This is a genomic window from Streptomyces bambusae (genome assembly GCF_019400985.1).
Classification (GTDB): Bacteria; Actinomycetota; Actinomycetes; order Streptomycetales; family Streptomycetaceae; genus Streptomyces; species Streptomyces bambusae_A.
Window position 1 is genome coordinate 1 of the sequence record NZ_WTFF01000208.1, and the last position, 12,968, is coordinate 12,968.

A 12,968-nucleotide genomic window follows, 5' to 3' on the forward strand; every position below is an offset into this window, starting at 1 on the left:
CGCGCGGTTCAAGTGGATAAAGGGTACACCCCGCGACCCGCCGCCCGCACCCCCCGCGCCCTACGTCAAGCCGCCGAAGCCCGCGTACGGCCAGGTCCCGCAGCCCTCGTACGGCCAGGTCCCGGGCCAGGTTCCCGGCCAGCCCCCGGCCCCCGCGCCCTACGGCCAGCCGCCGCAGCCGTCGTACGGCCAGCCGCCCCAGCCCTCCTACGGCCAGGTCCCGCAGCCCTCGTACGGCCAGGTCCCCGGCCAGGTCCCCGGCGGCTATCCGCCCGGCGCCCCCGCCCCCTACGGCCAGCAGCCCGGCGCGCCCGGCATGCCGGCCGCCGCGGCCGCCGGACCCGGCCTCGCCGCCGCCCTCCAGGTCTACAAGGAGGCCCCGACCGGCACCCGCTGGACCCCGCAGAACCAGCAGCTCATGCGCGTGGACCTGGCGATGGGCGGCCAGCCCGTCCTCGCCCGCCAGGGCAGCATGGTCCTCTACCAGGGCAAGGTCGACTTCAGCTACAAGGGCGCCGGCTTCGCCGGCCGCATCGTCGGCAACGCAACCGGCCAGGAGATGCAGCTGATGCGCTGCACCGGCCGCGGCCAGGTCTTCCTCGCCGAGAACGGCGCGCACCTGCACGCCATCGAGCTCCAGGGCGACGCCATCTGCGTCTCCGCGGAGAACGTCCTCGCCTTCGACGAGTCCCTCCAGCACGAGGTCCGCCGCATCGAGGGCCACGGCATCCCCGGCGGCGCCCTGTTCACCATGCAGTTCCAGGGCTCCGGCACCGTGATCGTCAAGACGCACGGCGTCCCCGTCGTCCTGCCCGTCACCCCGACCACCTTCGCGGACAGCAACGCCATCGTCGCCTGGTCCGCCGGCTCGCAGGTGATCATTTCCAGCCAGGTCCGGCTGCGGCGCAACGCCTACCCCGGCCACAGCGGGGAGACCGTGAACCTCCAGTTCCGGGGCGCACCCGGCAACTTCATCGTCGTCCAGCCCTACGAGGTCTGAGGGAGCCCGTCATGAACGCAATGAACCAGCAGCTCGCGGGCTACGCCCCGACCCCGGTCACCGCCCGCATGGAGAACCACGGCCGAGCCATGCTCAAGGTCGCCATGCAGACCGGCCAGGACCTCTTCGCGCGCACCGGCTCGATGGTCGCGTACGAGGGGTTCGTCCAGTACGAGCCCAACCCGCCCGCCGTCCGGCAGATGGCGTCCCAGTGGCTCACCGGCGAAGGCGCACCGCTGATGAAGTGCACCGGCGACGGCCTGCTCTACCTCGCCGACTACGGCGCGGACGTCGTCGTCCTGAACCTCAACAACGACGCCCTGTCGGTCAACGGCACCAACGTGCTCGCCTTCGACGCGCACCTCCAGTGGGGCGTCGAGCGGGTCAAGGGCATGGCCAAGTTCGCCGGCCAGGGCCTGTTCAACGTACAGATCGCCGGCACCGGCTGGGTCGCCCTGACCTCGCGCGGCACCCCGATCGTGGTCGACTGCGGCCGCGGCGAGGACGAGACGTACGTCGACCCGGACGCGCTCGTCGCCTGGTCGCCGAACCTGAAGGTCAAGGGCAAGCGCAGCTTCAAGGCCTCGTCGATGATCGGCCGGGGCAGCGGGGAGGCCTACCAGATGGCCTTCTCCGGCCAGGGCATCGTCGTCGTACAGCCGAGCGAGGACAGCACCGACCGCCTGCGGGCGCGGGGCTGAGGGGGAGTCGGGACATCATGCAGAGTTCACTGTTCGCCCACGCCGAGGTGCCCTCGCAGGAGCGGTACGCGATCCAGAACCCGCAGCTGCTGCGGGTCACCCTCCAGGGCACGGACGACGTCCTGGCCCGCAAGGGCGCGATGGTGGCCTACCAGGGCCTGATCGACTTCGACGGCGAGTACCAGAGCAGCAACCAGCGGGGCGCCCGCAGCCGCACCGGCGAGGGCCTGGACCTGATGCGCTGCTCGGGGCAGGGCACGGTCTACTTCGCCAACCTCGCGCAGAACGTGCACGTCATGGACGTCGAGAACGAGGGCCTCACGGTCGACAGCAGCTACGTCCTGGCCCTGGACTCCACGCTGCACACCGAGGTCATCGCCGTCGACAGCCAGTACGGGATCTCCGGCTCCGGCAAGTACCAGCTGAACATCAGCGGCCGCGGCAAGGTCGCCCTGATGACCTCCGGCCAGCCGCTGATGCTCCAGATCACCCCGGACAAGTACGTCAACGTGGACGCGGACGCCATCGTCGCCTGGTCCACGTCCCTGCGGGTGCAGATGCAGGCGCAGACGCACTCCAGCGGTGTGTGGCGGCGCCGCGGCAACACCGGCGAGGGCTGGGAGCTGAGCTTCCTCGGCCAGGGCTTCGCACTGGTCCAGCCCAGCGAGCTGCTCCCGCCGCAGAACGCCCAGCTGGGCCAGGGGCTCGCCGCCCAGTACGGCGTGGGCCAGCACGGCGCGCACGCGCAGAACCAGAACAACGCCTGGAACTAGGGCGTTCGGCGACCCGGGCGTTCTGCGACCAGGGCGTTCGGCGACCCGGTCCGGCACGGCTCCGGCACGGCGAAGGGGCGGCCCGCATCACGGCGGGCCGCCCCTTCGCCTCTGCTACGCCGTCACAGCCGGGCCCGGGTGGCCTCCATCAGGCGTACGACCGAGGTGTCGGCCACGCCCGCGACCTCGTCGTACGCGAACCAGCGCAGGTCCAGCGACTCGTCGCTGATCTCCGCGACCGCCTCGGCCGGGGTCAGGGCCGCGTACTGGACGTCCAGGTGCCAGTTGCACGGTGCCGGGATCGGGTGCCGGTCCAGGCGCACCGGGCCGCCCGGAAGGAGGGTGAGCCCGTGCGCGATGCCGGACTCCTCCCGGGCCTCGCGCAGCGCCACGTCCGTCAGCGTCGCGTCGCCGGGCTCGCAGTGGCCGCCCATCTGCAGCCACATGCCCAGCTTCTTGTGCAGGGTCAGCAGCACCCGCCCGCGCGAGGGGTCGATGACCAGGGCGCTGCCGGTGACGTGCCCGGCCTCGCAGGGCTTGTAGACCCCGTCCGGGTGGGCCGCCAGGTGCTCCAGGTAGACCTCGCGCAGCGCGGCCTGGTCGCCCTGGCCCTCGTACGACTTCAGGACCAGGACCGCGTCCTCGTGCAGGCTCACTTCTCGTCGTCACCCTTGCCCTGGTCGTCCTGCTGCCCGGCGGCCTCGCCGAGCATCTTGTCGATCTCCGAGAAGTCGAGCTGCTCGCGGTGCACGAAACCGTCCGGGTCGTCCAGGTCGGACGCGGTCGGCAGCATGTCCGGGTGCTCCCACAGGCCGTCGCGGCCGTCCATGCCGCGCGCGTCCGTCAGCGAGGCCCACAGCCGCGAGGCGTCGCGCAGCCGGCGCGGACGCAGCTCCAGGCCGATCAGCGTCGCGAAGGTCTGCTCGGCCGGTCCGCCCGTGGCCCGGCGCCGTCGCAGCATCTCGCGCAGCGCGTCCGCCGAGGTCAGCCGGGGCTTGGCGGCCTCGTGCACGACGGCGTCCACCCAGCCCTCGACCAGCGCGAGCGCGGTCTCCAGGCGGGCCAGCGCCGCCTTCTGCTCGGGGGTGTCCTGCGGCTGGAACATGCCGCCCTGGAGCGCCTCCTGGAGCTGCTCCGGGTTGGACGGGTCGAGCTGGCCGACCACGTCCTCCAGCTTGGAGGTGTCGACCTTGATCCCGCGGGCGTATCCCTCGACCGCGCCGAACAGGTGCGAGCGCAGCCATGGCACGTGGGCGAAGAGCCGCTGGTGGGCGGCCTCGCGCAGGGCCAGGTACAGGCGCACCTCGTCCGACGGGATGCCCAGGTCCTTGCCGAAGGCCGCGATGTTCAGCGGTAGCAGGGCCGCCTTGCCGGCCGGACCCAGCGGTAGGCCCACGTCCGTGGAGCCGACGACCTCGCCCGCGAGCACGCCCACGGCCTGCCCGATCTGCTGGCCGAACATCGCCCCGCCCATGGAGCGCATCATGCCGAGCAGCGGGCCCGCCATGGCCTGCATCTCCTCGGGCAGCACCTGCCCCATGGCCGCGCCGACCCGCTCGGCGACCGGGTCCACCAGCTCCTTCCACACCGGCAGGGTCGCCTCGACCCATTCGGCCCGGCTCCACGCCACGGCCGTGCCCGCGCCCGACGGCAGCGAGGTCACGCCGTCCAGCCACAGGTCGGCCAGGCGCACCGCCTCCTCGACCGCCGACTTCTCGGCGACCCCGACGCTGGTGTCCTTCACGCCGTCGGCGGTGCCCTGCGCGACGGTGCGGCGGGCCACGTCCTTGGCCATGTCCCAGTTGACCGGCCCGCCCTCGTAGCTGAGCATCTGGCCGAGCTGCTGGAAGGCGGCGCCGAGATCGGTCGGGTTCATCGACCCGAACATCGCCGCGAACGGGTTGTCCGCTCCGCCCGGCAGGCCGGCCCCGCCGAAGCCGAACGGGTTCGCCGGGCCGCCCTGACCTCCCTGGTTGCCCTTCTTCTTGCCCTCGTCGCCGTTGTCCGGCTCCTCCGGCGGAAGGCCGAATCCGAATGGGGTGTCGCTCACGGGGTTCCTCGGCTCGTAGGGCCGCCGGCGGGCGCCGGCGGGCAGTGGTCCCACAACACCACCAGCCTAGACACCGTGCCCGCTTCCGGGCTTGGTGCTCCACCGGCTCCTGGGCTGCGGCAGGATGGACATCACCTGGTCGGTACGCGTCACGACGCGTGCCTACTGAAGACAACCGCTGGAGACGCCTGGTGAGTTCCCCAGATCCGCAGGTTCGCGCGGCGCAGGACGCCGAGAGCCGCCCCGATCGCCCTGATCGCGCGGACGGCGTTCGCCAGCCGCGAAACCAGGCCGCGCGCGGCCCCGTCGTCGCCGTGACCGGCGCCGCGGCCGGGGTGGGCGCCGCCCTGGTGGCCCGCCTGGCCGCCTCCGACGAGGTCAAGCAGGTCGTGGCCATCGACGAGCGGCGGGGCGAGTGCGCGGCCGCGCAGTGGCACGTCCTGGACGTACGGGACCCGGCCATCGCCGACAAGCTGCGCGGCGCGGACGTCGTCGTCCACCTCGCGCTCGACCTGGACCTGGAGACGGACCCCGCGGCCCGTACGGCGTACAACGTGCGCGGCACCCAGACCGTGCTGACCGCCGCGGCGGCGGCCGGCGTACGGCGGGTCGTGCTGTGCACGTCGGCCATGGTCTACGGCGCCCTGCCCGACAACGACATCCCGCTGTCGGAGGACTCCGAGCTGCGCGCGACCGCCGAGGCGACCGGCGTCGGGGACCTGCTGGAGATCGAGCGGCTGGGGCGGCGGGCGCCGCGGGCGCACCCGGGGCTGAACGTGACGGTGGTCCGGCCGGCGGTGCTCGTCGGCGGCACCGACACGGCGCTGACCCGGTACTTCGAGTCGCCGCGGCTGCTGGTGGTGGCCGGATCCCGGCCGACCTGGCAGTTCTGCCATGTGGAGGACCTGGTCAGCGCCCTGGAGTACGCGGCGCTGGAGAAGGTCGAGGGCGAGCTGGCGGTGGGCTGCGAGGGCTGGCTGGAGCAGGAGGAGGTCGAGGAGCTGAGCGGCATCCGGCGCATGGAGCTCCCGTCCGCCGTCGCGCTCGGCGCGGCGGCCCGGCTGCACCGGATCGGCCTGACGCCGTCGCCGGCGGGGGACCTCGCGTACACGATGCACCCGTGGGTGGTCAGTGTGAGCCGGCTGCATGCGGCGGGGTGGCGGCCGCGGTGGACGAACGAGGAGGTTCTTGCGGAGCTGCTGCAGGAGGTTGCGGGGCGGCATACCGTGGCTGGGCGGCGGCTGGGGCGGAAGGATGCGACGGCTGCGGGGGCGGCGGGGGCGACGGTTGCGCTGTTGGGTGCGGCGGCGGTGGTGCGGCGGGCTCGGCGGCGGCGGGGGCTCTGACGGGGCTCGGCCCCGTCTGCCCCTTCTGCCCCGTGCGGACGGGGCGGGCCGGGGGCGGGGCCGTGCCGGAGCCGGGGCCGGAATCTGGCCGTGCCGGAGCCGGGCCGGTGCCTGTGCTGAGCCGGGTCGGGCCGGTGGCTGGGCTGGGCCGGGGCATGGGCCGCTGCGCGGAGCCTTTCCCCTACCCGCCCCTTCCCGAAACCGGGGCTGCGCCCCGGGCCCCGCCAAGGCGCTACCGCGCCCCTGGGGCTCCGCCCCAGACCCCGCGCCTCAAACGCCGGCGGGGCTGGACAGGGCCGGGCTCCGCCGGCGGGGCTGGGGTGGGGGGCCTGCCAAACGCCGGCGGGGCTGGAAATGGCCGGGCTCCGCCAGCGGGGCCGGGTGGAGGCTGGCAGGGCCTGTAGGAGGCTCCAGGTCTGGGTGGGGTGGACCGGGTGATCCCGCTATTTCGTCCGGGGGGCGGCTGAGGCACGATGGACGGTATGGCACCGCACTTCGACCACCCCGGCGAGCAGGCCGCACCGGACCCGATCCGGCTGCTGGACATCCGTGAGACCCCGCTGTCGATCGACGAGGTCTTCCAGGCCGTCGGCGACGACGCGACCGGCGGTACGACGCTCTTCGTCGGCACGGTGCGCAACCACGACGGCGGGGCGGACGTGTCGTCCCTCGGCTACTCCTGCCACCCGACCGCCCAGGCCGAGATGCGCCGCATCGCCGAGCGCGTCGTCGCGAAGTACCCGGTCCGCGCCCTGGCCGCCGTCCACCGCATCGGCGACCTCGCCGTCGGCGACCTCGCCGTCGTCGTCGCCGTCTCGTGCCCGCACCGCGGCGAGGCCTTCGAGGCCTGCCGAATGCTGATCGACGACCTCAAGCACGAGGTCCCGATCTGGAAGCACCAGATGTTCGCCGACGGCACCGAGGAGTGGGTCGGGGCCTGCTGAGGACCCGCCCGGCCCGCCGATAGGGGGACGTTCCCGGCCGATCGGGCGCCCGACACGCCCTCGATTTGCGTAACTCCGCCCCGGGCCCGAGCGTTGTGCTCACGAACGAATCGTTCCCGGGGCAGGGAGGCAGGCCATGGGGTCTCTGGCGTGGTTGCTGATTCCGCTTTTCGCCGCGATCGGCGCGGCGATATGGGGCAGCTGGGCGGCACGCGACCGTACGCAAGGTGACATATCCGAGCTGGCCGGCTACGCAAGGTTCCGAGAGGCCATGGACAATGACCGGGCCCAGCGGCAGGCGATGCATTCCGGTTCCGACGCCGTCTGACGCGTCCCGTGAGAATCGCCTGAGAGTTCGGGCCGGGGAGGCCCGTACGGACCGGCCCCGGGGGCAGGACGCCGAGGGCGTCCCGTACTGTCGAGCCATGCCACGCCGTACGGCGACGATGCTCGCCTCCACGCTCATGCTGTTCGCGCTGCTGTGCGCCGGGCTGTTCCTGAAGGTCCCGTACTCGGAGATGAGCCCGGGCCCGACGGTGAACACGCTCGGTGAGTCGCGCGGTGAGCCGGTGCTGCAGATCTCGCAGCGCAAGACCTACCCGACCAGCGGTCACCTCAACATGACCACGGTCCGGGTCACCGGCGCGGACTACGACATGAACCTGCTGGAAGCGGTCTACGGCTGGCTGTCGGGCGACAACATCGTCGTCCCGCACGAGAACCTCTACCCCAACGGCAAGACCGACGCGGAGTCCACGCAGGAGAACGCCGAGGAGTTCAGCCAGTCGCAGGAGAGCGCGAAGGTGGCCGCCCTCAAGCAGCTGGACATCCCGGTCACCGCCCGGGTGATCGTCTCCACCGTGGTCAAGAACAGCCCCTCCGAGGGCAAGCTGCACGCCGGCGACGTGGTCAAGGCCGTCGACGGCTCCCCGGTGAAGCAGCCGGAGGACGTCGCCAAGCTGGTCACCAAGCACAAGGCGGGGGAGCCGGTCGAGTTCACGATCGTCCCCGCCAAGGACGCCGAGGCCGCCGAGAAGGCCGGCAAGGAGCCCGAGGGCGGCGAGAAGGTCGTCATCACCACCGCCAAGGCGGAGGGCGACGGGCACGCGATCGTCGGCATCCGCGCCGGGACCGACCACACCTTCCCGTTCCCGATCGACATCAAGCTCGCCGACGTCGGCGGCCCGAGCGCCGGGCTGATGTTCTCGCTCGGCATCGTCGACAAGCTCACCCCGGAGGACCTCACCGGCGGGAAGTTCGTCGCGGGCACCGGCACCATCGACGACAACGGCAAGGTCGGCCCGATCGGCGGCATCCAGATGAAGACGATCGGCGCCCGCCAGGCCGGCGCCCAGTACTTCCTGACGCCCGCCGACAACTGCGCCTCCGCGGCCACGTCGGTGCCGGACGGCCTGACCCTGGTCAAGGTCGAGACCATACGGGACGCCGTGGCTTCCCTGCAGAAGATCAGCAAGGGGGACACGGCCGGGCTGCCGAGCTGCAGCGCGTCGTAGCACTGCCATCGCCCAGCGGGTCGTAGTACCGCCGTCGCCCGGCGCGTCGTAGTGCCGTCGTCGCCCGGCGGCCCTTAGCGCCGCTGCCGTCCCCCCGGTACCTGGCAAGCCGCGTACCCGCCACGCTCCAGGCGCGGGTACGCGGCCTGCGCGCGCTACGCGAAGGTCGCCGACAGGGCCTCCGCGAGGCCGGGCACCAGGCCGGCCCCGGTCAGCACCTCGCTCGCCGAGTCCTTCTCCCGCAGCCGTACGGCCGACTCGCGCGAGCCGTCGCGCAGCACCGCCACGGTCAGCCGGACCTCCTGCCGCTCCGGGTGCCCGGCGACCCACTTGGCCAGCTGCTTGTCGTTCATCCCGCTCGGTACGGCGGCCTCCGCGGACGGCGGCAGCATCAGCCGCTCCACCGTGAGCGCGCAGCCCACGACCGCGTCGGGCCAGGCGATGGTGCCCAGGAACTTGTCCAGGGGGGTGCCGGGGGGCAGCTCGTCCTGCTCGACCGGGGTGAGCTGGGCCTTGCCGGCGTCGTCCTGGTCCAGGCCGAGCTGGCCGGCCAGCCGGGGCTCCTGCTTGCGCAGCCGGGCGGTGTCGACGAGGGCGAAGAGCCGGGCGGGCTGGTCCCAGCCCAGGGTGGAGGCGTACTCGTCGATCTCGAGCACGGCACGGGTCAGCGGGCTGGCCGCCATCGGGGTGCCGGAGGGGGAAACGTTGGACATGCACAACATCCTGCCTGCTTTCCGGCCGATTCCGGGAACTGACCGAAGCCTCAGTAAGTTGCATGAGTGGGCTCTACCATCAAGGGCCCGCTAGAAGACACACGCGATTTCGAGGTGCGCACCTTGGCTTTCCAGATGCCGGACCGCGGCGGAGGCCCCTCCGGGCCACGGATCAGAGTCGGCCGCCCGTCCCGGCGCGCCCGGACTCTGCTGATGACCTTGGGCGTCCTGGCCGCCCTGGGCATGGCGTTCATCATGTTCGCGGGCTTCTGGACCGACTGGCTCTGGTTCCGCTCCGTGAAGTACTCGTCCGTCTTCACCACCACCCTGTGGACCAAGATCGGACTGTTCGCCGTGTTCGGCCTGCTCATGGCCGGCGCCGTCGGGTTCAACATCTGGCTGGCCCACCGGCTGCGGCCGCCGCTGTCGGCCATGTCGCTGGAGCAGCAGAGCCTCGACCGCTACCGGATGAGCATCGCGCCGTACAAGAAGTGGCTGCTCCTGGCCATGGCGGCGCTCGTCGGCCTGATCGCCGGCGCGTCGGCGGCCGGCCAGTGGAAGACCTGGCTGATGTATGTGAACGGGGTGCCCTTCGGCACGAAGGACCCCCAGTTCGGCCTCGACGTGTCCTTCTACGCCTTCGACCTGCCGTGGTACCGCTTCCTGCTCGGCTTCGGCTTCGCCGCCGCCGTGCTGTCGCTGATCGCGGCCGCCGCCGTGCACTACCTGTACGGCGGGCTGCGCGTGACCAGCCCCGGCGCCCGCGCCACCGCCGCGGCCACCGGCCACCTGTCGGTGCTGCTCGGCATCTTCGTCTCGCTCAAGGCGGTCGCCTACTGGCTCGACCGGTACGGCCTGGCGGTGAAGTCCAGCGACTTCAAGGCCTCGGACAACTGGACCGGCCTGCGCTACGTCGACGCCAACGCCTACCTGCCGGCCAAGACCATCCTCTTCTGCATCGCCGCGATCTGCGCCGTGCTGTTCTTCGCGACGCTGTGGCGCCGCACCTGGCAGCTGCCGGTGATCGGCTTCGGCCTGATGGTGCTCTCCGCGATCCTGATCGGCGGGCTGTACCCGGCGATCGTGCAGAAGTTCCAGGTCCAGCCGAACGAGCAGGCCAAGGAGTCGCCGTACGTCGAGAAGAACATCAAGGCGACGCGTGACGCGTACGGGATCGCCGGCGCGCAGGTCAGGGACTACGCGGGCGTGCCCGACCCGAAGGCCGACAAGAACCAGCTGCGGCAGGCGGCCGACACCACCGCCAGCATCCGGCTGCTCGACCCGAACATCGTCTCGCCGGCCTTCCAGCAGCTCCAGCAGGTCAAGGGCTACTACGCCTTCCCGTCCACGCTCGCGGTCGACCGGTACAGCGGCCAGGACACCGTGATCGGACTGCGCGAGCTGAACATCGGCGGCATCCCGAAGAACAACTGGATCAACGACCACTTCCGTTACACGCACGGTTACGGCGTGGTCGCGGCGAAGGGCACCACGGCCGCGGCCGACGGCAGCCCCGACTTCACCCAGTCCGACCTGCCCTCCAAGGGCCAGTTCGGGACGGAGTTCGAGCAGCGCATCTACTACGGCGAGCAGACGAAGCAGTACTCGATCGTCGGCGGCCCGCAGAAGGAGCTCGACTACTCGGACGACAAGGCGGGCGAGAAGGAGACGACGTACGAGGGCAAGAGCGGCGTCAACCTCGACAACCCGGTCAACCGGGCTGCGTACGCCCTCGCCTTCAGCGAGCCGCAGATCCTGTACTCCGGCGCCATCGGCGACGGCTCGCGGATCCTGTACAACCGCACGCCCAAGGAGCGCGTCGAGGCCGTCGCCCCCTGGCTGACCATCGACGGCGCGCCGTACCCGGCGGTCGTGGAAGGCCGGATCAAGTGGATCGTCGACGCGTACACGACCACCAACGGCTACCCGTACGCCTCGCGCACCACGCTCGGCCAGGCCACCGCGGACGCGCTCACCAACAGCCAGCGGGCCGTCGTCGCGCAGGAGAACCAGGTCAACTACATCCGCAACTCGGTGAAGGCCACCGTCGACGCGTACGACGGCACGGTCGACCTCTACCAGTGGGACACCCAGGACCCGGTCCTGAAGACCTGGATGAAGGCGTTCCCGGGCACGGTCAAGCCCAAGGGCGAGATCTCCAAGGCGCTGATGGACCACCTGCGCTACCCGCAGGACCTGTTCAAGGTCCAGCGCGAGCTGCTGACCCGCTACCACGTCACGGACCCGCAGACCTTCCTGTCGGGCTCCGAGGCGTGGGAGGTCCCGGACGACCCGACGACCAAGGCCGGCACGGCGGTCCCGCCGTACTACCTGTCGATGAAGATGCCGAACCAGAAGGAGAAGGACCAGGTCTTCTCGCTGACGACCACCTTCACCCCCAACGGGCGGCCCAACCTCAGCGCCTTCATGGCGGTCAACGCCGACCCGGGCACCCAGGACTACGGCAAGATCGACATCCTGAAGATGCCCACCAGCAAGCCGGTCGACGGACCCAAGCAGGTGCAGAGCAAGTTCAACTCCGAGCCCAAGATCGCGGAGTCGATCAGGCTGCTGCGCGGCGGTGACTCCGAGGTCGAGTACGGCAACCTGCTCTCGGTACCGATGGCCGACGGCATGCTGTACGTGGAGCCGGTGTACGTGCGCAGCTCCGGCCTGAAGTACCCGCTGCTGCGCAAGGTGCTCGTGACCTACGGCGGCCAGACGGCCTTCGAGGACACCTTGGAGAAGGCGCTCAACGTGGTCTTCGGGGCCGAGGCGCCGACCACCCCGGTGCAGCCGCCGACGCAGCCGGACGGCACCACCAAGCCGCCGGCCGCCCAGGACCCGACGGTCAAGGCGGCGCTCGCCGACGCCCAGAAGGCGATCGACGACGCCGAGAAGGCCCGGCAGTCCGGCGACTGGGCCGCCTTCGGCAAGGCCCAGGAGGAGCTGAAGGCCGCGGTCAAGCGGGCGATGGAGGCGGAGGCCAAGGCGGGCTCCGCACCGAAGCCGCAGGGCCAGCCATAACGATGAGAGGTTCCGCTCCGCGTCGTGATACGGTGGTTTCACCGACGCGGGGTGGAGCAGCTCGGTAGCTCGCTGGGCTCATAACCCAGAGGTCGCAGGTTCAAATCCTGTCCCCGCTACTGAAGATGAAGGCCCGGATCCATGGGATCCGGGCCTTTGTCGTGCGCTGTTGCGCGCCGGTCTCCCGGCTGTGACGAGACCGGGACGGACACGAGGTAGCTGGGACAGGTGAGTTGGGGCGGGAGCGTGTTTGACTTGTCTCTCTGTGGGCATGTCGACAAAACGCTGTAGGGACGACCTCACTGACTGCGACATACCAGGTGTACGCGGGTAGCGGGTGATGCGACGATGGGATTTATGGGGGACAGGTCAACTCTGCTGGAGACAGGGCGGTATTTGAGGTCGGAACCCAACGAGGGCACGGTCGCCGCCGTGGCCAACGAGGCGGCCGCCGCCGCGGACACGGACACCGCACTGACCGATGCGGCGTTCGGGGACGTACTGGCGGAGACCGAGACGGTGAACGAGACCGAGCTGGAGGCCCGGCACCGGGTCGCCGCCGACAAGGGGGACCCCGGCGCGATGAGCGTGCTCGGGGCGCTGCTGCTGCGCCGCGGCGACCTCGACGGCGCCGAGCCGTACCTGCGCGGCGCCACGGCCGAGGGTGACCGCGCCGCCGCGAACAACCTGGGCGTCCTGCTGCACCAGCGCGGCTACCCCGAGGACGCCGCCGGCTGGTGGCGGGTCGCCGCCGTCGCCGGTTCCGCCCCGGCCGCGCACGCCCTGGGCCGCCACTACCGCGAGCGCGGCGACGAGCCCGCCGCCGAGTACTGGCTGCGCCAGGCCGCCGAGTCCGGCCATGCGCTGGGCGCGTACGCCCTCGCCGACCTGCTGGAGCAC

Annotated in this window: 11 protein-coding genes, 1 tRNA gene and 1 pseudogene; 10 read left to right on the forward strand and 3 right to left on the reverse strand. The window is 71.5% G+C overall.

Annotated elements, in window-relative coordinates:
• The 3 genes from GPJ59_RS24705 to GPJ59_RS24715 form a co-directional block, all read left to right on the forward strand.
• Nucleotides 1–1,000 (forward strand): AIM24 family protein (locus GPJ59_RS24705; RefSeq protein WP_219669895.1); only part of this gene is annotated, 1,000 nt, incomplete at its 5' end.
• 20 nt (nt 1,001–1,020) lie between these two features.
• The gene (locus GPJ59_RS24710) at nt 1,021–1,701 is read left to right on the forward strand and encodes an AIM24 family protein (RefSeq protein WP_219669905.1); all 681 of its coding nucleotides are present in this window, start codon (nt 1,021–1,023) and stop codon (nt 1,699–1,701) included.
• A gap of 17 nt (nt 1,702–1,718) precedes the next feature.
• Entirely contained in the window at nt 1,719–2,474 is a 756-nt protein-coding gene (locus GPJ59_RS24715) for an AIM24 family protein (protein ID WP_219669896.1), read from the forward strand.
• A gap of 122 nt (nt 2,475–2,596) precedes the next feature.
• On the opposite strand, the gene GPJ59_RS24720 is transcribed toward GPJ59_RS24715, so the two are convergent.
• On the reverse strand, nt 2,597–3,130 hold the full coding sequence (locus tag GPJ59_RS24720; RefSeq protein ID WP_219669897.1) for an NUDIX hydrolase: 534 nt from the start codon (nt 3,128–3,130) through the stop codon (nt 2,597–2,599).
• Nucleotides 3,127–4,524, reverse strand: a complete 1,398-nt coding sequence (locus tag GPJ59_RS24725; RefSeq protein WP_219669898.1) for a zinc-dependent metalloprotease — start codon at nt 4,522–4,524, stop codon at nt 3,127–3,129. The genes GPJ59_RS24720 and GPJ59_RS24725 overlap by 4 nt, the downstream gene beginning before the upstream one ends.
• 191 nt (nt 4,525–4,715) lie before the next feature.
• On the opposite strand from GPJ59_RS24725, the gene GPJ59_RS24730 reads away from it, so the two are divergent.
• The 4 genes from GPJ59_RS24730 (at nt 4,716) to GPJ59_RS24745 (ending at nt 8,328) form a co-directional block, all read left to right on the forward strand.
• The gene (locus tag GPJ59_RS24730; protein WP_219669899.1) at nt 4,716–5,870 is read left to right on the forward strand and encodes an NAD-dependent epimerase/dehydratase family protein; all 1,155 of its coding nucleotides are present in this window, start codon (nt 4,716–4,718) and stop codon (nt 5,868–5,870) included.
• A 482-nt stretch (nt 5,871–6,352) separates the two neighbouring features.
• A complete protein-coding gene (locus GPJ59_RS24735) occupies nt 6,353–6,814 on the forward strand; it encodes a molybdenum cofactor biosynthesis protein MoaE (protein ID WP_219669900.1) in 462 nt (153 codons plus the stop codon).
• 136 nt (nt 6,815–6,950) lie between these two features.
• On the forward strand, nt 6,951–7,142 hold the full coding sequence (locus GPJ59_RS24740) for a hypothetical protein (protein ID WP_219669901.1): 192 nt from the start codon (nt 6,951–6,953) through the stop codon (nt 7,140–7,142).
• 97 nt (nt 7,143–7,239) lie between these two features.
• Complete coding sequence (locus GPJ59_RS24745) at nt 7,240–8,328, forward strand: YlbL family protein (RefSeq protein WP_219669902.1); 1,089 nt, start codon at nt 7,240–7,242, stop codon at nt 8,326–8,328.
• A gap of 155 nt (nt 8,329–8,483) precedes the next feature.
• On the opposite strand, the gene GPJ59_RS24750 is transcribed toward GPJ59_RS24745, so the two are convergent.
• Nucleotides 8,484–9,050, reverse strand: a complete 567-nt coding sequence (locus GPJ59_RS24750) for a PPA1309 family protein (RefSeq protein WP_219669903.1) — start codon at nt 9,048–9,050, stop codon at nt 8,484–8,486.
• 126 nt (nt 9,051–9,176) lie between these two features.
• On the opposite strand from GPJ59_RS24750, the gene GPJ59_RS24755 reads away from it, so the two are divergent.
• The 3 genes and pseudogenes from GPJ59_RS24755 to GPJ59_RS24765 all read left to right on the forward strand — a co-directional run.
• Nucleotides 9,177–12,068 carry a UPF0182 family membrane protein gene (locus GPJ59_RS24755; RefSeq protein WP_258024868.1) on the forward strand — a complete coding sequence of 964 codons (2,892 nt, stop codon included), beginning with the start codon at nt 9,177–9,179 and terminating at the stop codon, nt 12,066–12,068.
• 45 nt (nt 12,069–12,113) lie between these two features.
• Nucleotides 12,114–12,187, forward strand: a tRNA-Met gene (locus GPJ59_RS24760).
• A gap of 238 nt (nt 12,188–12,425) precedes the next feature.
• Nucleotides 12,426–12,968: pseudogene (locus tag GPJ59_RS24765) on the forward strand (sel1 repeat family protein); the annotation flags it as partial.

Coding starts and splice junctions, on each gene's coding strand:
- GPJ59_RS24710 (WP_219669905.1), top strand. CDS start 1,021: ATGAACCAGCAGCTCGCGGGCTACGCCCCGACCCCGGTCACCGCCCGC.
- GPJ59_RS24715 (WP_219669896.1), top strand. CDS start 1,719: ATGCAGAGTTCACTGTTCGCCCACGCCGAGGTGCCCTCGCAGGAGCGG.
- GPJ59_RS24735 (WP_219669900.1), top strand. CDS start 6,353: ATGGCACCGCACTTCGACCACCCCGGCGAGCAGGCCGCACCGGACCCG.
- GPJ59_RS24740 (WP_219669901.1), top strand. CDS start 6,951: ATGGGGTCTCTGGCGTGGTTGCTGATTCCGCTTTTCGCCGCGATCGGC.
- GPJ59_RS24745 (WP_219669902.1), top strand. CDS start 7,240: ATGCCACGCCGTACGGCGACGATGCTCGCCTCCACGCTCATGCTGTTC.
- GPJ59_RS24750 (WP_219669903.1), bottom strand. CDS start 9,050: ATGTTGTGCATGTCCAACGTTTCCCCCTCCGGCACCCCGATGGCGGCC.
- GPJ59_RS24755 (WP_258024868.1), top strand. CDS start 9,177: ATGCCGGACCGCGGCGGAGGCCCCTCCGGGCCACGGATCAGAGTCGGC.